19 protein-coding genes are annotated in these 23119 nt (G+C 65.0%); 12 read left to right on the forward strand and 7 right to left on the reverse strand.

Annotation, left to right across the window (positions count from 1 at the left end; translation table 11 throughout):
• Positions 1-7 precede the first annotated feature (7 nt).
• Positions 8-970 carry a lytic transglycosylase domain-containing protein gene (locus N2605_RS09200; RefSeq protein WP_036004248.1) on the reverse strand — a complete coding sequence of 321 codons (963 nt, stop codon included), beginning with the start codon at positions 968-970 and terminating at the stop codon, positions 8-10.
• A 177-nt stretch (positions 971-1147) separates the two neighbouring features.
• On the opposite strand from N2605_RS09200, the gene N2605_RS09205 reads away from it, so the two are divergent.
• Positions 1148-2185 carry a L,D-transpeptidase family protein gene (locus N2605_RS09205; RefSeq protein WP_036004263.1) on the forward strand — a complete coding sequence of 346 codons (1038 nt, stop codon included), beginning with the start codon at positions 1148-1150 and terminating at the stop codon, positions 2183-2185.
• Here N2605_RS09205 and N2605_RS09210 read toward each other — a convergent pair.
• From N2605_RS09210 to N2605_RS09220, 3 genes are all read right to left on the reverse strand, one after another.
• Positions 2182-2457, reverse strand: coding sequence for a hypothetical protein (locus N2605_RS09210; RefSeq protein WP_036004252.1), 276 nt, complete (start codon positions 2455-2457; stop codon positions 2182-2184). The two genes, N2605_RS09205 and N2605_RS09210, sit on opposite strands and share 4 nt — an antisense overlap.
• 76 nt (positions 2458-2533) lie before the next feature.
• Complete coding sequence (locus N2605_RS09215; protein WP_260346395.1) at positions 2534-3391, reverse strand: VOC family protein; 858 nt, start codon at positions 3389-3391, stop codon at positions 2534-2536.
• 143 nt (positions 3392-3534) lie between these two features.
• Positions 3535-4725: a urate hydroxylase PuuD gene (locus tag N2605_RS09220; protein WP_260347430.1), complete on the reverse strand. Its 1191-nt coding sequence runs from the start codon at positions 4723-4725 to the stop codon at positions 3535-3537.
• Between the two features lie 263 nt (positions 4726-4988).
• On the opposite strand from N2605_RS09220, the gene N2605_RS09225 reads away from it, so the two are divergent.
• Positions 4989-6302: a PQQ-dependent sugar dehydrogenase gene (locus tag N2605_RS09225; RefSeq protein ID WP_425248853.1), complete on the forward strand. Its 1314-nt coding sequence runs from the start codon at positions 4989-4991 to the stop codon at positions 6300-6302.
• 157 nt (positions 6303-6459) lie between these two features.
• Here N2605_RS09225 and N2605_RS09230 read toward each other — a convergent pair whose 3' ends face one another.
• Positions 6460-7260 carry an SDR family NAD(P)-dependent oxidoreductase gene (locus tag N2605_RS09230; protein WP_036037896.1) on the reverse strand — a complete coding sequence of 267 codons (801 nt, stop codon included), beginning with the start codon at positions 7258-7260 and terminating at the stop codon, positions 6460-6462.
• 243 nt (positions 7261-7503) lie between these two features.
• Between N2605_RS09230 and N2605_RS09235 the strand changes: the two genes are divergently transcribed.
• Genes N2605_RS09235 through cyoD form a run of 4 tightly spaced genes read left to right on the forward strand, consistent with a single transcriptional unit; the run spans position 7504 to position 11351 of the window.
• Positions 7504-8337, forward strand: a complete 834-nt coding sequence (locus N2605_RS09235; RefSeq protein ID WP_225127494.1) for a cytochrome ubiquinol oxidase subunit II family protein — start codon at positions 7504-7506, stop codon at positions 8335-8337.
• Positions 8327-10327: a cytochrome o ubiquinol oxidase subunit I gene (gene cyoB, locus N2605_RS09240; RefSeq protein WP_225127606.1), complete on the forward strand. Its 2001-nt coding sequence runs from the start codon at positions 8327-8329 to the stop codon at positions 10325-10327. Before N2605_RS09235 ends, cyoB begins: the two co-directional genes overlap by 11 nt.
• Complete coding sequence (locus N2605_RS09245) at positions 10327-10968, forward strand: cytochrome (ubi)quinol oxidase subunit III (protein ID WP_036026017.1); 642 nt, start codon at positions 10327-10329, stop codon at positions 10966-10968. Before cyoB ends, N2605_RS09245 begins: the two co-directional genes overlap by 1 nt.
• Complete coding sequence (gene cyoD / locus N2605_RS09250; protein WP_036026014.1) at positions 10965-11351, forward strand: cytochrome o ubiquinol oxidase subunit IV; 387 nt, start codon at positions 10965-10967, stop codon at positions 11349-11351. Before N2605_RS09245 ends, cyoD begins: the two co-directional genes overlap by 4 nt.
• 221 nt (positions 11352-11572) lie before the next feature.
• Here the strand turns inward: cyoD and N2605_RS09255 are convergent, their stop codons facing one another.
• A complete protein-coding gene (locus tag N2605_RS09255) occupies positions 11573-12361 on the reverse strand; it encodes a thermonuclease family protein (RefSeq protein WP_109144585.1) in 789 nt (262 codons plus the stop codon).
• Between the two features lie 201 nt (positions 12362-12562).
• Here N2605_RS09255 and N2605_RS09260 point away from each other — a divergent pair, with 201 nt between their 5' ends.
• The 3 genes from N2605_RS09260 (at position 12563) to N2605_RS09270 (ending at position 15729) form a co-directional block, all read left to right on the forward strand.
• Complete coding sequence (locus tag N2605_RS09260; protein ID WP_036037888.1) at positions 12563-14161, forward strand: GMC family oxidoreductase; 1599 nt, start codon at positions 12563-12565, stop codon at positions 14159-14161.
• A 7-nt stretch (positions 14162-14168) separates the two neighbouring features.
• Positions 14169-14618, forward strand: coding sequence for a gluconate 2-dehydrogenase subunit 3 family protein (locus N2605_RS09265; RefSeq protein WP_036037887.1), 450 nt, complete (start codon positions 14169-14171; stop codon positions 14616-14618).
• Between the two features lie 91 nt (positions 14619-14709).
• Complete coding sequence (locus tag N2605_RS09270) at positions 14710-15729, forward strand: S1C family serine protease (protein ID WP_036037885.1); 1020 nt, start codon at positions 14710-14712, stop codon at positions 15727-15729.
• Between the two features lie 56 nt (positions 15730-15785).
• Here the strand turns inward: N2605_RS09270 and N2605_RS09275 are convergent, their stop codons facing one another.
• Positions 15786-19262 (reverse strand): indolepyruvate ferredoxin oxidoreductase family protein, encoded by a 3477-nt coding sequence (locus tag N2605_RS09275; RefSeq protein WP_260346396.1) that lies wholly within the window; start codon positions 19260-19262, stop codon positions 15786-15788.
• A 163-nt stretch (positions 19263-19425) separates the two neighbouring features.
• Here N2605_RS09275 and N2605_RS09280 point away from each other — a divergent pair, with 163 nt between their 5' ends.
• The 3 genes from N2605_RS09280 to N2605_RS09290 all read left to right on the forward strand — a co-directional run bounded on the left by N2605_RS09280 (position 19426) and on the right by N2605_RS09290 (position 23082).
• Entirely contained in the window at positions 19426-20379 is a 954-nt protein-coding gene (locus N2605_RS09280) for a hypothetical protein (protein ID WP_057026814.1), read from the forward strand.
• 327 nt (positions 20380-20706) lie between these two features.
• Entirely contained in the window at positions 20707-21405 is a 699-nt protein-coding gene (locus tag N2605_RS09285) for a cysteine hydrolase family protein (protein ID WP_225139651.1), read from the forward strand.
• A 9-nt stretch (positions 21406-21414) separates the two neighbouring features.
• Positions 21415-23082, forward strand: a complete 1668-nt coding sequence (locus tag N2605_RS09290; RefSeq protein WP_260346397.1) for a regulator — start codon at positions 21415-21417, stop codon at positions 23080-23082.
• The last annotated feature ends 37 nt before the right edge of the window (positions 23083-23119 follow it).

Consider the following 23119-nt stretch of genomic DNA (forward strand, 5'->3'; position numbering starts at 1 on the left):
CCGATCGTTAGCCTGACGTCCGTTCGCGCGATGCGAGACGAACGGCGCGAGCCTTCGCGCTCTTTCCGGCCGCGCGTGCCGCGATCATGCTGCGGGCCTTGCCGGGAGCCGTGACATTCTTCCGCAACAGTGTGGCGAGCCGCTTGCGGGCGCCCTTCGTCGTCACGCGCGCCGCGACTTGCTCCGCCTTGCGAATGATGTTCGCAACCGAAGGCGTCAGGTTCACCGGAACCCAGGCGACGTCCTTGGCCTTCGAAAGACTGCCGATGCCTTCGCATGGCGCTTCGCGCGGCAGGTCGATGCGGATCGCGAGTGCCTCCGACCGTTCGGTCCAGTCTTCGGCCTTGGTACCGGTGATGATCCGGACATAGTCGCGCGTCTCACGCGGCAGCGCGCTCTGCCTGGCAAGCCATTTCTGGATGCGGCCGGGACCGGCATTGTAGGCGGCGGCAGCAAGGCCGAGATTGCCGAAATCGTCGCGCAGCTTGCGCAGGAATTTTGCCGACGCCGGCAGCGCCTTCATCGGATCGAAGGGATCGTCGAGCCCGACCTCGGCGGCCGTCCCCGGCATGAACTGCGCGACGCCCTGCGCGCCAGCATGGCTGACCTCGTTGGACTTGAAGCGGCTCTCCTGCCAGATCAGGCGCGCGAAGAACGGCACCGGAATGCCGCTGGATTCGGCGGCCTCGCGCAGCGCGTGACAAAATCGTTCGGTTGGCGAGGGCTCCGCCTGCACCAACGGCTCGACCGCGCGCGGTGGCTCGATCACCTGCTCGTAAGCCGCGTGCGCGTTGGCAAGCTCGATCGCTTGCACGCTGGCGACGAAGAGCTCGACCACCGGAACAAGTGACGAGGCATGATTGTTCTTGAGAACAGTGGTGTCGAAACGTGATGCTTGGCGGGATGCCGACGGATCGAGATCGCACATCAGAAGCAGAAACGCGGCGCAAGCCGCGACGACAAATCGCATTTGCTGGGAGAACCTCGAACTGTGGGATGAACGGCCAGCGACGCGCCGGCGACAGGAAGTTCTTAACCGTCCGATTGCGGCAAAGCTGCGGTCTCTCGGGTTCCTTCGGTGTTACTACGGTGTTCCCGAAGAGAAACTCTCCGCGGCTTTGCTGGCTGTTTGCGAATGGGATGCGCGATGACGATGCGATGGATACTAGGCGCGGTGATGTCGCTGTGGCTCATCGCTCCGGCGCTCGCAGGCAATCTCGAGCCTGCTGCGGTGAACGAGGCTGCGCGTCCTGCGAAGCCGCCGGCCACCGACAAGCTGAATGCAGCCGTGGTGAAGCTTCAGGTGCTGCTCGATCGCGCGCAATTTTCGCCCGGCGAGATTGACGGCAAGCTCGGCGAGAACGCGCAGAAGGCGCTCAAGGCGTTCGCGGAGCAGAACGGCATCGCATCCGACAAGGTTGTGGCGCCGGAGCTCTGGGACAAGCTGACCGCAGCGAGCGAGGGCCCGATTCTCGTCGACTACAAGATCGCCGACGCCGACGTGAAGGGACCGTTCTTAAAGAAGCTGCCGGCCAAGCTCGATGACATGAAGTCGCTGGACGCGCTGAGCTACACCAGCCCGCTCGAAGGACTTGCCGAGAAATTCCACATGAGCGCGGACCTGCTCAAGGCGCTCAATCCGGGCAAGGCGTTCGACAAGGCCGGAGAGACGATCGTGGTTGCCAATGTTCCGGCGCGGCGCGAGCTGCCGCGCATTGCCCGGCTCGAAGTCGATAAGACCAACGGGACCTTGAAAGCGTTCGATGCAAGCGGCGCTCTGCTGGCGTTCTATCCGGCGTCAGTCGGCAGTCCGGATCGCCCGACGCCAACGGGAACGCTGAAGGTCACCGCCAGCCACGAGCTGCCGACCTACCGCTACAATCCCGAGTACAAGTTCAAGAGCGTCAAGTCCAAGAGACCGTTCGATATCAAGCCGGGTCCGAACAATCCGGTGGGCGCATACTGGATCGGCCTGTCGGCGCAGGGCTACGGCATCCACGGAACGGCAGAGCCCGACAAGGTCAGCAAGTCGGCGTCGCACGGCTGCGTTCGGCTCACCAATTGGGACGCGCGTGTGCTCGGCGAGAACGTGAAGCGCGGCATGCCCGTCGTCTTCCTCGATGCGCCGACGGAATCCTCATCGAAGCGGCAGGGCACGCCCGCTGCGAAGCGTGCCGCGAACTAGTCCTTCGGAAAATCCTTCCGCATCGCGATCTCCGCGGCGTCGCCGGGCGACAGCACGTTTTGATCGAAGGCGGCCTGCGGCGTCGTCATGATGTCGTAGAGCGAGATGCCCTTGATCGGCTTGCCCATGAGCTCGCGGACGCATTCGGCGAGCGTGCCGTTGTAGACGAGATAGGGCGGCCCGCGATCCTTCTGCCGCTCGCCCTTCAGCGACGGCCATTTCTTCAGCTCGGCCGGCGCGTCATAGGCGATCGGCGATCCCTCTTTGAACATGCGTTTGGCCCCGGTGGCTTGATGGCCGGGAAGTCTACAGCCGCCGGGTAAACGCCCGTTAAAGAATTGGCTCAAATCAGCCGGCAATGAAGGCGAGCAGGGTGCCGTTGGCCTTGGCCGGCGGCACGCAGATCGCAGCTCCGCTCCGCACCGCGGCTGGCCCCAGCGCCTTCTCGGTCGCCGCGAGATCGCCGCTGACCAGCACCAGCGCGGCGCCACCGCGCTCTGAGAGGCCATTCAGCGACACGCCGGGATAGCGCTTGGCGAGTTGGTCCAGCGTCAGGTAGACGAAGTCGGCGCGATCGCCGCCGGAGGGCACGATGACGGCGCCGTCCGCGTCGGTCTTCGCCTCGCGGTCGATCAGGCGGGCGAGATGCGCGGCCTCCTTGGCGGGCTCCGGCGTTGCGATCAGCGTCTGCTTGATCCGCTTGGCCGCATTGGCGTGGGTCATCAGCTCGGGGATCCACACAGTCTCGCGGGTCTTGTGCTGGCAGGCGAAGATGCGCACGCCGCCCGGCGCTTCAGCCGTCGGCCACATGAAGGTGCGGAATTTCGCCGCCGAGATCGTGCCGTCTGGCAGCGTGACGGGGCGTTCGAAATCGGTCGGGCCGATCGGCTCCAGGCCCCGTGCACGGATCTCCTCGGCGCCGGCGGTGCTATCGACTGCGGTGAAAGCGATGCGCTCGATGCCCTCGCCATGGCGCTCGACGAAGGCGCGGGCCGGCGCATTGTGCTCGGTTGCCACGAGCACGCCGAGCAGCTCCATGTAGTCGGGGTCGAACATGATGGTGTAATTGCCGGTGCCCATATGCGCGCTGTGGGTGCCGCGCGGCGAGACCGTGAAGCCGAGTCGTCTGTAGTTCTCGGCGGCCTTGTCGAGGTCCTTCACCATGACGACGGCGTGGTCGATACCGATGACGTTCTTGAGGGCCACTGTTGCTATTCCCCGATTGCAAGCTGATTTTGCGCCGCGCCGGCGGCTGTCGGCCATGTCTACGCCGGATGGGCCGTCAAGTCATTTTCAATTCGGCGAGAGATGCGGAATTTCATTCCGCGCGATGCATCCTCCGACGCGCTTCAGCGCGCCTGCTCGAGGTAAGCCGCGAGGACGGCGCGCTCCTCGCCGGTCATCTCGGTGATGTTGCCGGGCGGCATGGAATTGGACCAGGCTGCAACCCGCCCGATCAGGCGAATGTTGCGATGGATGTGCTCGGGCGTGTCGAGCACAATGCCCTTCGGTGCGGTGACGATGCCGGCCCAGACCGGCTCGGCCGCGTGGCACATGCTGCAGCGGGACATCACGATCTCCTCGACATTGGCGGCCGTGACCGGCGCCGACAATGCGCCCGTCTTCACCTCGCGCGGTCCGGCGGCGGAGAGGAGGAGGATCGCAATCACGCCGGCCGCGGCCACGCCCCACACCCACCAGGGCGATTTGCGCCCGGCATGACGCTCGTTGAAGAAGTGGCGGATCACCGGCCCGAGCGCCAGGACGATCGCGACGATGATCCAGTTGAAGCGCGTGGCGTAGAGCAGGGGATAGTGGTTGCTGATCATCAGCACGACGACGGGAAGCGTCAGGTAATTGTTGTGGACCGAGCGTTCCTTGCTGGCCTTGCCGAGCTTGGGGTCAGGCGCCTGTCCGGCGATCAGGCTGGCCACGATCTTCTTCTGGTTCGGGATGATCAGCGTGAAGACGTTGGCCACCATGATGGTGCCGATGATCGCGCCGATCTGGTTGAAGGCGCCGCGTCCGCTCAGCACATGGGTGAAGGCGTAAGTGAGTGCGACCAGGAACAGATAGCCGCCGATGGCGAAAGGCAGTTCGCGCTGGGCGAGCCCGGTGCGGCAGGCGGCCTCATAGAGCAGCCACGCCAGCACCAGGCTGCAGAAGCTGAACAGTCCGGCCTGGAATGATGTGAGGTCGAGGATCGACTTGTCGACCAGGAACAAGTCGGCCTCGAGATAATACACCACCACCATCAGCGCGAAGCCGGACAGCCAGGTGGTGTAGGCCTCCCATTTGAACCAGGTCAGCTCGTCCGGCATCTGGCTGGGCGCGACCAGGTATTTCATGATCCGGTAGAAGCCGCCGCCATGGACCTGCCAGGCCTCGCCCTGCACGCCGCCCGGCAGGTCGGCCTTCGGCTTCAGGCTGAGGTCGAGGGCGATGAAATAGAAGGAACTGCCGATCCAGGCGATTGCGGCCACCACGTGCAGCCAGCGCAGCAGCAGGCTCGCCCATTCCGATATGACGGATCCCCACATGATCTCCTCATCCGGCGCGACCTGGATGCCGCAGCCTCCATGACCGTAACCGGCGATCGCCGCCCTCACAATGTGTCGCACCGTTCAACCGCATTTTCCAGTATGATGGACTGCGGCTGATGCACATCGTGCGGGCATGAACTGACGTGGGATTCGGCAGGCGCCAAACTCGCCGAGAGACCTTTTGCGGGTGATCGGCGTTGACGCACGACACGCCCAAGGCGGAGGACGACGAATTGAGCGACAGGATAACGTTCGTGGCGATGCTCGCAGCGCTGCTGGCTGCTGCTGCGGCGGCCGGCGCACACGCCGAGCCCGTGTTGCAGGGCAAGGACGCCTATGGCGATTGGCGCGCCGACAAGCCCGGCACGGTCAGGCTGATCCGGCCGCAGGATCTGGTCAGGCCCGGCGCCACGCGATCGGTTGCGAGCTCGTCGCGCGTGGTGCCGCGTCCGCCGGAAGCCCAGCTCCAGGTGCCGGCCGGCTTCAAGATCGAGCTGTTCGCCGAAGGCGTGCGTGCGCCGCGCATCATCCGCGCGGCGCCGAATGGCGATGTGTTCGTCGCGGAAACACGCGCCGGCACCGTTCGGGTGCTGCGCGCGGGCGAGGGCGGCCAGGTCGCGACCAACGAGATCTTCGCCAGCGGCCTGCGGCAGCCGTTCGGCATCGCTTTCTTTCCGAACGGCGACAATCCGCAATGGGTCTATGTCGCCAACACCGACAGCGTCGTTCGCTTTCCCTACAAGGCCGGCGATGTGAAGGCGCGCGGCAAAGCGGAGACGGTTGTCGCAAGCCTGCCGGATGGGGGCCATTCCACCCGCGATATCGTCTTCACGCCCGACAACAAGCGTATGCTGGTGTCGGTGGGTTCGCTCAGCAACGTCGCCGAAGGCATGGGCACGCCGCCCGGCGGGATGGAGGCGTGGGCGAAGACGCAGCCGCTCGGCGCCACATGGGCCAGCGAGCTCGAGCGCGGCGCGGTGCTGGCCTTCAACCCTGACGGCAAGGAGCGAAAGATCCATGCCACCGGTATCCGCAACTGCGTCGGCCTCGCGATCCAGCCGCAGACCGGTCTGCCCTGGTGCTCGACCAATGAGCGCGACGGTCTCGGCGACGACCTCGTGCCCGATTACGTCACGAGCGTGAAGGAAGGCGCGTTCTACGGCTGGCCGTGGTTCTATATCGGTGGCAATGAAGACCCGCGCCATGCCGGCGCGCGGCCGGATCTCAAGGACAAGGTGACGGTGCCCGATGTGCTGATCCAGCCGCACTCGGCCTCACTCGGCATGACCTTCTACCAGGGCGCGCAGTTTCCGCCCGAATACCAGGGCGACGCCTTCGCCGCCCAGCACAGCTCCTGGAATAGGTCGAAACGCACCGGCTACAAGGTGATCCGCATCCGCATGAAGGACGGCAAGCCGACCGGCGAGTACGAGGATTTCGTGACGGGGTTCGTCGTGAACGATACGGAAGTGTGGGGCAGGCCGGTGGGAGTGGCGGTGGCGAAGGATGGATCGCTGCTGATCTCGGAAGATGGCAACGGCACGATCTGGCGGGTGACAAGCGCGCCGCGGTGACGCTGCACCCTCTCCCCTTGTGGGAGAGGGTGGCTTCGCGAACGCGAAGCCGGGTGAGGGGTATCTATCGTCACGAGCAGTCTCAGGTGTAGAGAGAACCCCTCATCCGGCGCTTTGCGCCACCTACTCCCACAAGGGGAGAAGGAAGAAGAGCACCTCATCCTCGCCTCACGCTCGCACCGCCATCCACCGGCAGCGTCACGCCCGTGATGAAATTCGCCTCGTCGCTCGCCAGGAACAGCGCGGCGTTGGCGACGTCCCAGCCCGTACCCATCTTTCTGCGCAGCGGCACCTTGCTGTCGCGTTCGGCTTCGACCTCGGCGCGGGTCTTGTGCCATTCGCGGGCGCGGGTGTCGACGGCCATCGGCGTGTTCATCAGGCCGGGCAGGATGACGTTGGCGCGGATGCCGTATTCGGCGTTCTGGTAGGCGAGCTGTTCGGTGAAGGCGATCATCGCCGACTTCGTCGCCTTGTAGGCGACGTAAGGATAGGTGGTGATCGCGGCCATCGACGAGATGTTGATAATGGCGCCGCTTCTCTGCGCGCGCATGATCGGGATCACTTCCTTCGCCGCGAGAATGCAGCTCTTCAGATTGATCGCGACGACGCGATCGAACGCCTCCTCGGTTATTTGCAGCAGCTCGGCATCGCCACCGGCGAGGCTGACGCCGACATTGTTGTGCAGCACGTCGATACGCTCCCAGCGCGATTGCGCGTCCGCAACCATCGCCTTGATATCCGCAGCCTTGGTCACGTCCGCCTTGAAGGCCGCCGCCGTGCCGCCTTTCGCGGTGATCATCGTGACCGTCTCCTGCGCCGATTCCAGATGGTGGTCGACACACAAGACCTTGGCGCCCTCGCGCGCGAAGGTGAGCGCGGTGGCGCGGCCGTTGCCCATGCCTTCGCCGGGGCTTTGCCCGGCTCCGACGACGATCGCGACCTTGTCCTTCAAGCGCATCTCGGTTCACTCCCGTCCTTGTCATTATTTTCGTGCAGACTAGCAATCGCGCTCCTGGGAGAGAAGAGCGCGCTTTCCGCGTTCATGTCATTGACATCGCACGGAATTGCATGTGGCGGCCGGTCCATCGCGCATGGCTGGCCGTTGCGGTCCAGGAACCGTTCCGGCCTCGCAGCGTTTGTCGCGGAGCCTTTCCCGCGCTAGGCTCAGTCCCGGGGCTTCCCAACCACCAGTGGCTTGCCGATGAATCTGCTCGATCCGCAAGGGCCCGTGGCTGCGGCCAATAGAACTATTTTGGTCGATTCGGTCTTCATCATGCTCGTGATCGTGGTGCCGACCATTTTCGCGATTCTGGCTTTCGCGTTCTGGTTTCGCGCCTCGAATCCGAGGGCGCGCTACCAGCCGGAGTTCGTCTATTCCGGCCGCGTCGAGATGGTGGTGTGGTCTATTCCGGCGCTCACCGTGATCCTGCTCGGCGGCGTCGCCTGGATCGGCTCGCACCAGCTCGATCCCGCCGCGCCCGTGCCGGGCACCGGCAGCCCAGTGCGGATCCAGGCGGTCTCGCTCGACTGGAAATGGCTGTTCATCTATCCGGACCAGCGCATCGCCACCGTCAACACGCTGACGGTGCCGGCCGGCGCCGAGCTGAATTTCCAGCTGACGTCATCGAGCGTGATGAACACGTTCTTCATCCCGCAGCTCGGCAGCATGATCTACACCATGAACGGCATGGTGACGAAGCTGAACCTGCGCGCCGACAACGAAGGCAAGCTTCAGGGCCTGTCCGCGCATTTCTCCGGCGACGGTTTCCCGGACATGATGTTCGACGTCAACGTGATCTCGCCGCTCGCCTTCCCGGACTGGGTGGCGCATACGGCGAAGACGGACGCGGTGCTGAACGAGGACAGCTACAAGAAGCTGATGCAGCAGGGCATTGAGAAGGGCAGGCCGGTCTACCGCCTCGACGATCCGCGCCTGTTCGATTTGATCGCGACCCAGCACATTCCGCCGGGGCCCGGGCCGGCCCTCGCGTCCGAAGCAGGCCGGTCGCACAGTGGAGGCCATGATGCTCGGTAAGCTCGATTGGTCGGCCATCCCGCTCGACCAGCCGATTCCGCTCGTCGCCGGCGCGGTGGTGCTTGTCGCGATCCTCGGCGTGCTGGGCTGGGTCGTGGTGAAGGGACATCTGCCCTATCTCTGGCGCGAATGGATCACCAGCGTCGACCACAAGCGCATCGGTGTCATGTACATCCTGCTCGCCTCGGTCATGCTGCTGCGCGGCGGCAGCGACGCCATCATGATGCGGATCCAGCAGGCTGTGGCGTATCAGTCGCAGGGCTATCTGCCGCCGGAGCACTACAACCAGATCTTCTCCGCGCACGGCACCATCATGATCTTCTTCGTGGCGATGCCGTTCGTGATCGGGCTTATGAACCTCATCGTACCGCTCCAGCTCGGCGTGCGCGACGTCGCCTTCCCGACGCTCAATTCGGTCGGCTTCTGGCTGACGGCGACGGGTGCGCTCTTGGTCAATATCTCGCTCGTGGTCGGCGAATTCGCGCGCACCGGCTGGCTCGCCTTTCCGCCGCTGTCGCAACTGTCCTATTCGCCCGGCGTCGGCGTCGACTATTACGCCTGGTCGCTGCAGATTTCCGGCGTCGGCACGCTGGTGGCCGGCATCAATCTCGTCACCACCGTGCTGAAGCTGCGCACCAAGGGGATGAACTACCTGCGCATGCCGATGTTCTGCTGGACCACGCTGGCCTCGAACCTCCTCATCGTCGCGGCGTTCCCGATCCTTACCGCGACGCTGGCGATGCTGCTGCTCGACCGCTATCTCGGCTTCCACTTCTTCACCAACGAGGCCGGCGGCAACGTCATGATGTTCATGAACCTGATCTGGGCCTGGGGCCATCCCGAGGTCTACATCCTGGTGCTGCCCGCCTTCGGCATCTTCTCCGAGGTGGTCTCGACCTTCTCCGGCAAGGCGCTGTTCGGCTACCGCTCCATGGTGCTCGCGACCATGGCGATCTGTGTCGTCTCCTTCATGGTCTGGCTGCACCACTTCTTCACGATGGGCGCAGGTCCCAACGTCAATGCCATCTTCGGCATCGCCAGCATGATCATTGCGATACCGACCGGCGTGAAGATCTACAATTGGCTGTTCACAATGTATGGCGGCCGCATCCGTTTTGCGACACCGATGTTGTGGTCGGTCGGCTTCATGGTGACGTTCCTCATCGGCGGACTGACCGGCGTGCTGCTCGCGGTGCCGCCGGCCGACTTCATCCTCCACAACAGCATGTTCCTGGTGGCGCACTTCCACAACGTGATCATCGGCGGCGTGCTGTTCGGCGTTTTTGCCGGCTTCGAGTACTGGTTCCCGAAGGCGTTCGGGTTCCGTCTCGACGAACGCTGGGGCAAGGCTGCATTCTGGTTCACCTTCGTCGGATTCTTCATCACCTTCATGCCGCTCTACATTGCCGGCATGCTGGGCATGACGCGGCGGATGCAGCACTACGACGTCGCGGCCTGGCGGCCCTGGATGATCGTTGCGGCGGTCGGTGTGGCGGTGCTGACGATCGGGGTGATCTGCCAGATCGTGCAGCTCGTCGTCAGCATCCGCAATCGCGAGGCGTTGCGCGATCGCACCGGCGATCCCTGGGACGGGCGCTCGCTGGAATGGGCAACCTCGTCGCCGCCGCCGGTGTTCAACTTCGCCTTCAATCCCGATGTGCGCGGCGAGGACGCCTATTGGGACATGAAGGCGCGCGCGAAGCAGCAATCGCTCGCGCATGAGACGCCGGATTATCAGGATATCGAGATGCCCCGGAATTCCCCGACCGGATTCGTCTGTGCCTTCTTCGCCACCATCATGGGATTCGCGCTGATCTGGCACATCTGGTGGATGGTGATCCTGGGCGGCTTGGGCGCTTGGGCGACCTTCGTCGTGTTCGCCTGGCGCGACCATGACGAATACGTCATCCCGGCCGAGGAGGTCGCCCGCATCGACCGCAGCAACATCGAGGAACGGCGCAACCTCGTCAGCATGGCGGGAGCAGTCTGATGGCGATGACCGCGACCGCAGGCCACGCGCACGCCGATCCCCATCATATCGGCCTCGTCATCGAGCATCCCGGCCCCGCGCCGAAGCGGATCGTGACCGCCTACGGCTTCTGGATCTTCCTGCTCTCCGACATCGTGATGTTCTCCTGCTTCTTCGCGGCCTATGCGGTGCTGTCAGGCCAGACCGCCGGCGGCCCCAAGGGCGCGGAGATCTTCGAGCAGAGGAACGTGGCGATCGAGACGGTCTGCCTGCTGTTGTCGAGCTTCACCTGCGGCATGGCCAGCATCGCCGCCGACGTGCGCAACCGGTTCTGGTTTTATCTTAGCATGACCGTGACCTGCGTGCTCGGGCTGATATTCCTCGTTCTCGAGTTTCGCGAATTTGCCGACCTCATCGCGCGCGGCTATGGCCCGTCACGCAGTGCGTTCCTGACCGCGTTCTTCTCGCTGGTCGGCTGCCATGGCCTTCACGTCTCCGCCGGCGTGCTGTGGCTTCTCACCATGATGGCCCAGGTGTTCGCCAAGGGCTTTCGCGCAGACATCTTGCGCCGGATGACGTGCTTTGCGCTGTTCTGGCACGCGCTCGACATCGTCTGGGTCGCAGTGTTCTCCGTCGTTTACCTGCTCGGGAGCGCGCCATGAGTGAGCAGACGCATGGGATGGTCAAACGCGACCTCGCGCCGGGCGAGGAAGAAGAGCATAGCGTCGGCGCGAGGATCCTCGGTTACGTCGTCGGGCTCGTGCTCGCGCTGCTGCTCACGGCGACGTCGTTCTTCATCGCCGGCACGGATCTGGTCTGGCAGCCCTCGATTCCCGTCGCGCTGATCGTGCTCGCGATCGCACAGATGGGCGTGCATCTGGTGTTCTTCCTGCACATCACCACCGGCCCCGATAACACCAACAACGTGCTGGCGCTCGCCTTCGGGCTGCTGGTGGTGTTCCTGGTGGTCGGCGGCACGGTCTGGATCATGGCGAATCTCAACGCCAACATGCCGCCGATGGACCAGATCATGCGGATGCAGTGACAGCCGCGCAAAAAGAAAGAGCCGCTTGCTTGTGACAAGCGGCCCAAGTCTAGGGAGGAAACGCCCAAGCAAAGACAATCGGCCGGAGCCGGATTGCTGCCAAGGAAACGCTCGCGCAAGGGCGCTTGCGTTGGCATACAAATGCAGCAACCGCCGACCAAGTTCAATTCCGGATCAATACGGTCTCGGATTACCACTGACGGGTGCGTGAGGGAGCTTGCTCACCTTGGCCGGCGGCAATTGTAGGCCTTGCGGAAGCCGGCCGCCTGGGCGTCGTCCTCCGAGCAGAACCAGCGATCCGGTGTCGTGGTCGCGGGATAGCTCGGACATCCGCGCAGATGGTAGATGCCGATATTGCCGGTGACGCGGGCGCGCACCGCGAGCTTGCCCTTGATGCTGCAGTTGGGGGGCATGGTCAGCTCCTCCGGAAACAGCACGGCGCGGATTTCCTTGTCGCGGTCCGGGCGGCAGGCGGTGCCCAGCAGCGCGCCGTCCTTCTTGCCGCTGCGGAAATCTTGCGGTGCAACAAAACAGCCCTTCCAGATCCCCGCCGCCGTCGTCTTCGCCTCGGTGGCTGCCGGCTTGACGTTGGCCTTCATCGGCTCGCGTGCGAGGGCAAAGCCGAGCTTGATCAGCTGCTCGTTCAGGCTGGCCTTGTCGCCTTCGGCCGTGCAGATGGCGCGGTGCCGCTTGCCAAAGCTCTTCTCGGGCCCGACATCGTCGCAGCGCACCGTTCGTTTGTTGATGAGCTTCGCGAGCTGGTCGCGGGCCTCGATGCCGCAGGTCCAGGCATCGGCTTTATTGTCGATGCAGACCTGGTCGAGCTCCGGCGCGTCGACGCCGTCGAGCCGGTAGGTGACGTCGCCGAGCTGGACCGAGTTGCCGTCACGGGCCGTCGCGGCGCCGGTCAGCGCGGAAACTGGTCCGGACAAGGCCAGAAATCCGGACAAGGCGAGAAACGAAACGAGCGCAAAAGCGCGGGCGGCTGCAAAGATTTTCTGGAAGGACATACGGTCTCGCTATCGATGGCTCGTGCGCCCCGTTCCTAGCATCCGGATGTGGCGAGACCAATGGTCTGCGCCTCGCGAAGTGCGACATTCCGGCCCCGCCGCTTTACTCCGCCGGCGCTCTGCCCGTATCGTTTCGCCGGCCTCGCTGACCGCGCAAGGCCGAATCGCCCGGTAAGCGGCGAGGGGGAGGACAAGGTTGCGATGAAAGACCCGGTGGATGTCCTGATCATCGGCGCCGGCGCTTCGGGCGCGGCGGTGGCGTGGTCGCTGGCCGAGACCAAGATGCACATCCTCTGCCTGGAGCAGGGCGGCTGGATGAACCCGGCGGAATATCCCAGCACGGGCCGCGACTGGGAGGCCAAGTTCTACGGCGAATGGTCTTCGAGCCCGAACGTGCGCGGCCGGCCCGAGGACTACCCGATCAACGACGACAACTCTCCGATCAAGGTCGTGAACTACAACGCGGTCGGCGGCTCGACGGTGATGTACACCGCGCACTGGCCGCGGCTGCATCCCTCCGATTTCAAGGTGAAGACGCTCGACGGCGTCGCCGACGACTGGCCGATCGACTACGAGGCATTGACTCCGTTCTTCGAAGAGAACGACCGCATGATGGGCACGTCGGGCCTGTCAGGCGATCCGCTGTCGCCGCTGACGCATCCGCCGATGCCGCAGCAGCCGATGGGCCTGTCCGGCGCCATCATCGCCAAGGCCATGAACAAGCTCGGCTGGCACTGGTGGCCGTCGGACACCACGGTCGCGACGATGGACTACGAGGGCCGGGCGCGCTGCATTAATCTCGGCCATTGCACGCCGGCCTGCGCGCAAGGCGCAAAATCCTCCACCGACATCACCTATTGGCCGCATGCGATCCGTGCCGGCGTCGAGCTGCGCACGCATTGCCGGGTGCGCGAGATCACCACCGATGAGAACGGCATGGCCTCGGGCGTGGTCTATTACGACAAAGACGGCATCGAGCAGTTTCAGCCCGCGCATGTCGTCGTCATCGCCTGCAACGGCGTCGGCACGCCGCGGCTGCTGCTCAACTCGGCATCGGGCCGCTTCCCCAACGGGCTCGCCAATTCGTCGGGCCTCGTCGGCAAGAACCTGATGTTCCATCCCTATGCGCAGATCTACGGCTATGTGAAGGAGCCGACCGACTCTAACCGCGCGCCGCCGACCTGTCTGTGGAGCAAGCAATGGTACGACACCGACCTGTCGCGCGGCTTCGTGCGCGGCTATGGCGTGCAGTTCGTGCGCGGGGCCGGGCCGGTGTTCGAGGCCGTAGTCAGCGAGCAGAAGGGCATCTTGCCGTGGGGCGAGGATCACCACCGCGTGTTCCGCAAGCTCAACGGCCATCGCTTAGGTTTCTCCGCGATTTGTGAGGATCTGCCGGAGGAGCACAATCGTGTCACGCTCGATCCGGTGCTGAAGGACAGTCACGGCATTCCCGCGCCGAAGGTCGACTACACCATCAGCGAGAACAGCCGGAAGATGATGGAGCACGCGCTGGCGCGCGGCCGCGAGTTCCTCGAGACTGCCGGCGCGAGCGACATCTGCGTCAACTCGCCGATCCCCTGGGGCGGCTGGCACCTGCTCGGCACCGCGCGCATGGGCACCGACCCCGAGCGTTCCGTCGTCAACGAATGGGGCCGCGCGCACGACGTGAAGAACCTCTTCATCGTCGACGGCAGCATCTTCGTCACCTCGGGCGGCGTGAACCCGACCTCCACCATCCAGGCCCTCGCGCTCTACATCGCCGACCAGATGAAGCAGCGCCTCGCCAATCTGTTCGATTGAGGGTGTGATGTCCGCAGACAACCAACTGACACGCAGGCAGCGCGACGACCTCCGCGCTGTCGCCGCGATGATCATCCCGGCCAGTGACGAGTACAAGGTGCCGGGCGCCGATGATCCCGCGATCCAGGCCGACATGCTGGCGACGCTCGGTCGCGATACCAAATTGGTGGCGGCGGCGCTGGATCATTTGGCGCGGCTCGCCGGGGGCCCGCTTGCCGAGCTCGATGTCGCCAGACGCGATGCGGTGGTGCACGAGTTTCGGAAGAGCGGCGGTGCCGCCGCGGCAACGCTCGTCCGTGTCGTGCTGCAATGCTATTACCGCGACGACCGCGTGCTGGGCTCGCTGGGGCTCGAGTTGCGCGCGCCATTCCCCAAGGGCCATGTGCTCCCAGAGGGGGACTGGTCGCTGCTCGATCCGGTCAAGGCGAGAGGTGGCTCGCTGAGGCGCCCGCCCTAGCCATCTGGGCAGCCCGGCGCTGCGCTCCAGGCGGGCCCTTGCGGCGACGGGAACAGGCCACCATCTGTGTGAGCCTTCGAGGACTCTTGCCATGTTGGACTTCACATCAGATATCGCCGATGACGCACCGTCACCGCGAACGACGGCGCCTGGCCCGGCCGATGACCGGGCGCTGCTGGACGCCTATTCCAATGCCGTGATCGACGTGACCGACCGGGTCGGGCCCGCGGTCGTGCGCGTCGAGACCGGCCCCAAGGTGTCGAACGGTCGCGAGCGCGGCGGGCTCGGCTCCGGCATCGTGATCTCGCCGGATGGGCTCGTGCTCACCAACAGTCATGTGGTCGGCACGTCGAAGGAGATCCGGCTGCGCGACGTCGAAGGCCATGTCGGCGACGCCCAGGTGCTCGGCGTTGATCCCGATACGGATCTGGCGCTGCTGCGTGCCAATGGCGTGCGGCACTTGCCCTATGCCGCGCTCGGCAATTCCAAGAGCCTGCGGCGCGGCCAGCTCGTGATCGCGATCGGCAATCCGCTCGGCTTCGAATCGACCGTGACGGCCGGCGTGGTCTCGGCGCTCGGCCGCTCGATCCGCTCGGTGAGCGGGCGCACCATCGAGGACGTGATCCAGACCGATGCCGCCCTCAATCCCGGCAATTCCGGCGGGCCGCTGGTGTCGTCGCATGCCGAGGTGATCGGCATCAACACCGCGATCATCAATGGCGCGCAAGGAATCTGTTTTGCGGTCGCCAGCAACACCGCGCAATTCGTGCTGTCGGAGATCATCCGCCACGGCTATGTCCGCCGCGCCTATATCGGTGTCGCCGGGCAGACCGCGCCGGTCCCGCGGCGGCACGCGGTGCTGGCCGGCGTCGAGAACAAGATGGGCGCGCTTCTGATGCAGATCGAGCCGGATGGACCAGCGGCGAAGGCAGGCCTGTTGCCCGGCGACGTCGTGATCAGGCTCGACGGCGTCGAGATCAACGGCGTCGACGATCTGATCCGCGTGCTCGACCGCGACCGGATCGGCCGCCGGCTACCCATGGACGTGCTGCGCCTCGGTCGCCTCCGGGCGATCGATATCGACCCGATCGAGCGCAAGCCGGCGCGCTGAACCGGGCGATGACAGCGAGTGTGTGGCTGACGCGGAGAGGGGCTGGCGCCTAGCCTCTACTCCGCCGCGGCGGCAAAGCGGCTGTTCTCCAGCTCCGCTTCCAGCCGCGCCGTCTCGGCCGCCGCCAGCCTGATGTTGGCCTCCTTGACGTAGCCGAAGCCGCGGATGGTCTCCGGCACGCGCGCAAGCCTTGCCAGCAGCGGGATTTGATCCGGCTTCAGCCCTGTGATCCGCTGGTCGATCATCGCCAGATAATCCGCGATCAATTTCCGCTCGGTCCGGCGCTCCTCGGTGCGGCCGAACGGATCGAACGCGGTGCCGCGCAGGAATTTCAGCCTGGCGAGCACGCGGAAGGCGTGGGTCATCCAGCTGCCGAACTCCTGCTTCTGCAGATGTCCGGTTGCCTTGTCGCGCTTGGCGAAGATCGGCGGTGCGAGGTGATACTTCAGCGTGAAGTCGCCGTCGAACTTCTCCGAGACTTTCTTGGCGAAGCTGCCGTCGGTGTAGAGCCGGGCGACTTCATATTCGTCCTTGTAGGACATCAGCTTGAACAGGTTCTTTGCGATCGCTTCGGTGAGCTCGGTTGACCCCGCCGAAGCCGTGCTCTCCGCCTTGCGCACCTTGGCGACGGCTGCGAGGTAGCGGTCGGCATAGGCCTTGTCCTGATAGAAGGTCAGGAATTCGGCGCGCGTCGCGATGATATCGTCGAGCGATTTCGCAGGCGCGGACGCTCTTGCCTTGAACTGGAGCACGCTGCGCACGCGCGACATGTCGTGGGCAGCGAGCCGGCCCCAGGTGAAGGCGAGCTTGTTCATCTCGATCGCAGCGCCGTTGATCTCGATGGCGCGGAGCAGGGCCTCCAGCGACAGCGGGATCGCGCCCTTCTGGAACGCAAAGCCGAGCATGAAGGGATTGGTGGCGATGGAATCGCCCATCAGTGCCGCGGCAATGCCTGTTGCGTCGATGATGTCGAGGTTGTTGTCGCCGATCGCGTCGCGGAGCACGGTCTGCATCGCGCCCATCTCGAAATCGAGATCGGGGTTTTGCACGAAGCTCGCGGTCGGCTGCAGATCAGCGTTGATGTAGGCCTTGGTCACGCCGCGCTCGGCGCGGCTCAGCGCCGTCGGGCCCGCGGAGACGATCATGTCGCAGCCGAGGATGACATCGGCGCCGCCGGTGGTGATGCGGACGGCGGAGATGTCCTCCGGCTTTGGGGCGATGCGGACATGGCTCATCACCGCGCCGTTCTTCTGCGACAGGCCGGTGAAGTCGAGCGCCGAGCAGCCGCGGCCGTCGACATGGGCAGCCATGCCGAGCAGGGCACCGATGGTGATGACGCCGGTGCCGCCGATGCCGGTGACGAGGATGTTGTAGGGCCCGTCCAGCTCACGCGCCGGCGGCAGCGGCAGATCCGCGAACAGCTGGCCGGAATCCACAGCCGAGGTCTTCATCCGCTTCAGCGAGCCGCCATGGACGGTGACGAAGCTCGGGCAAAAGCCCTCGACGCAGGAAAAGTCCTTGTTGCAGTTCGACTGGTCGATCTGGCGCTTGCGGCCGAATTCGGTCTCCAGCGGCTGCACCGAGACGCAGTTCGAGGCCTGCGAGCAATCGCCGCAACCTTCGCAAACGAGCTCGTTGATGAAGGCGCGCTTGGCGGGATCGGGATAGAGCCCGCGCTTACGGCGGCGGCGCTTCTCGGCGGCGCAGGTCTGGTCGTAGATGATGACCGTTAGGCCCTTGATATCGCGCAGCTCGCGCTGCACGGCATCGAGCTCGCGGCGGTGGTGGATGGTCGCGCCTTGCGGGAAGTATCCCCCTTGCGGATACTTTGTGGGATCGTCGGAGACGATCGCAAGCCGCTTGACGCCTTCGGCCCAGACTTGATGGGCGATCTGCGCGACGTTGAAGGCGCCTTCGGCGGGCTGGCCGCCGGTCATCGCCACGGCGTCGTTGTAGAGGATCTTGTAGGTGATGTTGATGCCGGCGGCCGAAGCCGCACGAAGGGCGAGCAGGCCGGAATGCGTGTAGGTGCCGTCGCCGAGATTCTGGAAGATGTGATTCTCGTTCGTGAAGGGCGACTGGCCGATCCAGTTCACGCCCTCGGCGCCCATATGCGAGATCAGATCCGTGCGGCGGGTCGGCATGCTCAGCGCCATGCCGTGGCAGCCGATGCCGGCCATGGCGCGGCTGCCCTCGGGCACCCGCGTCGAGGTGTTGTGCGGGCAGCCCGAGCAGAAGAACGGCGTGCGCGCGAGCTTGATCGGCGTGCTGGTCGTCACCGGGTTGTCGAAGGCCTCGAGCCTGGCGAGGCGCTGCTCCAGCACGGGACTGTGATGGCCGAGCTTGCGCAAGCGCGCCACCAGCGCGCCAGCGACGATGGTCGGCGTCAGCTCGCCCTCGCTCGGCAACAGCGGTGCGCCGCGCTCATCGCGCTTGCCGGTGACGGTCGGGCGCTTTGAGGCATCGACGTTGTAGAGGATCCGCATCAGCTGGTCTTCGATGAAGCCGCGCTTCTCCTCGACCACCAGCACGTCCTGAAGACCTTCAGCGAAACGTTTCGCGCCGCTTTCCTCCAGCGGCCAGGTCAAGGCAACCTTGTAGATGCGAAGGCCCAGGTCCTGCGCGTCCTTGTCCGTGATGCCGAGATCAACGAGCGCCTGGCGCAGGTCGAGATAGGCTTTTCCAGTCGCGACGATGCCGAGCCGCGCAGGCTTGGAATCTAGCACCATGCGGTCGAGCTGGTTGGCGCGGGCGAAGGCCTGCACCGCGGCCATCTTGGGGCCGAACAGGCGGTTCTCAGCCTCGAGCGGCGGATCGGGCCAGCGGATGTTGAGGCCGCCGGGCGGCATCTCGAAATCGTCGGGCACCACGATCTGGATGCGTTCAGGGTCGCTATAGATCGACGCGGAGCTCTCCACCGTCTCGCTGATCGCCTTGAAGCCGACCCAGCAGCCCGAGAAGCGCGACAGTGCAAAACCGTAGAGGCCGAGGTCGAGATAGTCCTGGAGCGTGGCAGGATTGATCACGGGAATCAGCGCCGCCGCGAACACCTGCTCGCTCTGATGCGCCAGCGTCGAGGATTGGCAGCCGTGGTCGTCCCCGGCGAGCGCCAGCACGCCGCCATTGAGCGAGGTGCCGGCGGCATTGGCATGCTTGAGCGCATCGACCGAGCGGTCGACGCCCGGGCCCTTGCCGTACCAGATGCCGAACACGCCATCGACCTTGGCGCCGGGAAACAGGCCGACCTGCTGGCTGCCCCAGACCGCAGTTGCGGCGAGGTCCTCGTTCAAACCAGGGACGAAAGCGATGTCGTGCTGCTGAAGGTGCGACTTCGCCCGCCACAACGCGTGGTCGTACATGCCGAGCGGGGAACCGCGATAGCCCGAGATGAAGCCGCCGGTGTTGAGGCCCTGAAGCCGGTCGCGTTCGCGCTGCAACATGGGCAGGCGGACCAGGGCCTGCGTGCCGGAGAGGAAGATCCGCTTCGATTCGAGCCGGTATTTGTCGTCCAGCTCGACCTGCAACAGCGTCATTCGGAAGTCCTCGTCTTTCGTTCGGCGGGAGGTTTGCGCTGCGGGAGGAATCGCGGCTGCGCGATGCGAATTGTGACAGTCAAAAGGATGGGCCAGCGAAGTCAATATCGCTGGCCGCATCCGTGGCGCTCCTGCTAGTCATGGCTTGCACGCGGAGAGCGCCATGACTGCAAACGCATTCGACACCGAGATCACGGAGACGGCCGAGGCCCTGATCGGGCCGTGGCGTCAGCCACGCCAGATGCTGCAGGCGCAGACCTATGACGCGCACGCCTCGATCCATGACGACGCCACCGCGCAGAAGCTCGGCTTCAAGGGCGGCACGATCGAGGGCCCGACGCATTTCAGCCAGTTCGCTCCGCTCGGCGAGCGGCTGTGGGGGCAGGCTTGGTTCGAGATAGGCTGCCTTTCAGCACATTACCGCAGCGTCTGCTATGAGGGCGAAGAGGTGCAGGCGATCCTGGCGAAGCCGTTGCCCGGCACCCGCCAGTGCCAGATCCAGATGGTCAAGCGCGACGGCACTGAGGTGCTGCGCGGCACGGCATCAGTCGGCGATTTGCCGGTTGCAACGGCGCTCGAGGCGCGCCTTGGCGAGCTCAAGCCGCTCACTGATCCCGTGATCTTGCGCGATGTGAAGGTGGCGCAGACCAGCAAGCGGCAGTCGGTGCGCATGGCGTTCGACCAGAACATGGGCGACCTCTATCCGTTCTCGCTGAGGCAGAAGCTCGCCGTCATCACCGAAAGCTCGCCGTACTATTCGGGCGCGGATAATCCGTGGGGCAAGCCCATCATCCCGATGGAGATGCTGAGCGTGCTGTTCCAGTACCGCTCCAAGGACGATCCGCTGCCGGCCAAGGGCCCGGCCGTCGGCCTGTTCGCCGACCAGGAGATCCGCCTGCTGAAGGGTCCACTTTTCGAGGGCGAGGAATACGAGGTCGAGCGCGAAGTGGTCGCGCTGTCCGGCAGCCGCCGCACCGAAAGCGCCTGGGTCAAGACGCGCGTGTTCGACAAGGCGGGCACGATGGTGGCGGCCATGCTGCTGAACATGGCGACGCTGAAGGAGTCCTACGCCCCGTATGAGGAAGAGCATCGGCAGTTGTATGGGGCAGGGCGGTAGTCCCACTCCCGTCATTCCGGGGCGCGCGCAGCGCGAGCTATGATGCGCAATTGCGCATCAGAGAATCCATCTCACCTCGCGCACTGCCGCCCGATGGATTCCGGGCTCGACGCTTCGCGTCGCCCCGGAATGACGAGCGGAGGCCGCTCATCCTTTAAGCAGATGCACGGCGCGAAGCCGTCGCACAGGGAATAAGCAGACGCCGATCGCCGGCGTAACCTTCTGACCAGACGACAAATTCCCTCGCTACCCGCGCTCAACCGCAATTGTACACAATGGCACGGCGCTTGCAGAACTCCCGCTCAGGAGAGTTCTCGCGGGGCCGTCATGTTGAACTCAGCCAAGCCGACAAGGGGCGTCGTCAGCGCCGAGCCTGAGCCGATAACGCTCGACTGGCCCGCCACCGCGCTCCTCATCATCGACATGCAGCGCGACTTCATGGAGCCCGGCGGCTTCGGCGAGACGCTGGGCAACGACGTCAGCCAGCTCGCGCGCGCGGTGAAGCCGATTGGCGCGGTGCTGACGGCCGCGCGCGACACCGGCATGCTGGTCATCCACACGCGGGAGGGGCATCTGCCCGATCTCTCCGACGCGCCGCCGGCCAAGGTCGAGCGCGGCGCGCCGAGCCTTCGCATCGGCGATCCCGGTCCGATGGGCCGCATCCTCATTCGCGGCGAGGCCGGCCACGACATCATTCCCGAGCTCTATCCGCTCGACAGCGAAATCGTCATCGACAAGCCCGGCAAGGGGGCGTTCTACGCGACCGAGCTCGGCGAGGTCCTGGAAAAATACGGCATCGAGAATTTGCTGGTGTGCGGCGTCACCACCGAAGTGTGCGTCAACACCACGGTGCGCGAGGCCAACGACCGCGGCTATCGCTGCGTCGTCATCGCCGACGGCTGCGCGTCCTACTTCCCCGAGTTTCACGAGATGGGCCTGAAGATGATCAAGGCCCAGGGCGGCATCTTCGGTTGGGTCGCGGATTCAGCCGCAGTTCTGGAGGCAATGAAGGTTTCGACCACATAGGGGTATATCATGAGCACATTGACGGGGGCGGCCGGCAGTTCTGATCTGAACAAGTTCGACTTCAAGCCGGCGCTATGGACGTCGGGCGACTGGAACGCGTTGTTCGGCTTCGGCACCAACATCCTCGTCAACATGTTGGTGCTCACGGGCCTGTTGCGCTTCGTGCTGAAGATGCCCGACAGCCTCGTGTTCGGCCGCATCCTGCCCGCGCTCGGGCTGATGATGTGTCTCTCCACCTTCTATTACGCCTATCTCGCCTATCGCCTGGCCCAGAAGACCGGCCGCAACGACGTCTGCGCGCTGCCGTCAGGCGTCAGCGTGCCGCACATGTTCATCGTGACCTTCGTGATCATGCTGCCGATCACGCTCAAGACCGGCGATCCGCTCAAGGGGTGGTCGGCGGGCCTCGTCTGGGTATTCTTCCAGAGCTTCATCCTGATGATCGGCGGCTTCATCGCGCCGTTCATCCGCAAGATCACGCCGCGCGCGGCGCTGCTCGGCACGCTCGCAGGGGTCTCCGTCACCTTCATCTCGATGCGGCCAGCGTTAGAGATGTACATGACGCCGCAGATCGGTCTCGTCTGCTTCGCCATCATCCTGGTGAGCTGGTTCGGCGGCGTGAAGTATTGGCGCGGCATTCCCGCGGGCCTCGTCGCAATCGCGGCCGGCATGATCATCGCCTGGGGCTCGAACCTGTTCGGGCTCGGCTTCGGCGGCCTGAGCATCGCGGGCGTCGGTGCGGCCTTCGCCAATTTCGGCTTCTCGGTGCCGATCCCGGCGTTTGGCTACGTCTTCTCCGGCTTCGAATTCCTCGGCATCATCCTGGTCACGGCCATTCCGTTCGGCATCTACGACCTCGTCGAGGCCATGGACAATGTCGAGAGCGCGGAAGCGGCCGGCGACGACTATCCGACCACGCGCGTGCTCACCGCCGACGGCGTCGTCAGCCTGATCGGCTGCCTGATGGGCAATCCTTTCATCAACGCGGTCTATATCGGCCATCCCGGCTGGAAGGCGATGGGCGGCCGAATCGGCTATTCGGCTGCGACCGGCATCATGGTGGTGGTGCTGTCCTGGTTCGGCATCATCTCGGTGCTGCTGGCGCTGGTGCCCGTGGTCGCGATCTCTCCGATCCTGCTCTACATCGGCATGCTGATCGGCGCGCAGGCGTTCCAGACCACGCCGGTCAAGCACGCGCCTGCGATCGTGCTGGCACTGACCCCGCACCTTGCCGCCTGGGCCAAGCTCCAGATCGATACGATGCTGGCCTCGACCATGACTGCGGCAGCAACCGTCGGCGGGATGGCGGCCGACAAGGCCGACGCGGTCAAGACCGCAGCGGTGGCGGCGCTGCCGCAGCAGGGCGTGTTCTATCACGGCCTCGAAGTCATGGGCGGCGGCTCCATCCTCGGCGGCCTCATCCTCGGCGCTATCGGTGTCTTCATCATCGAGCGCGATTTCGAGAAGGCCTCCGCCTTTGCGCTGGTCGGGGCGATCCTGACCTATTTCGGCTTCATGCATGGCGAGGCCGTCGGCATCGGCGGCGGCTTTGGCGTGACCCCCACGGTCGCGCTGGCCTACGCCGTGATGGCCGCCGGCCTGTTCGCGGCCAGCAAGCTCGGCGCCAGCGAACACTATGCCGCGCATCCGGAGATGTCGGCCGCACCGGCGGAGTAGGCCCGGCTTCATTGTTGCGGAACGGCCGGGCGGATGG

Origin of the sequence: Bradyrhizobium yuanmingense (assembly GCF_025200905.1) — a bacterium.
Taxonomy (GTDB): domain Bacteria; phylum Pseudomonadota; class Alphaproteobacteria; order Rhizobiales; family Xanthobacteraceae; genus Bradyrhizobium; species Bradyrhizobium yuanmingense.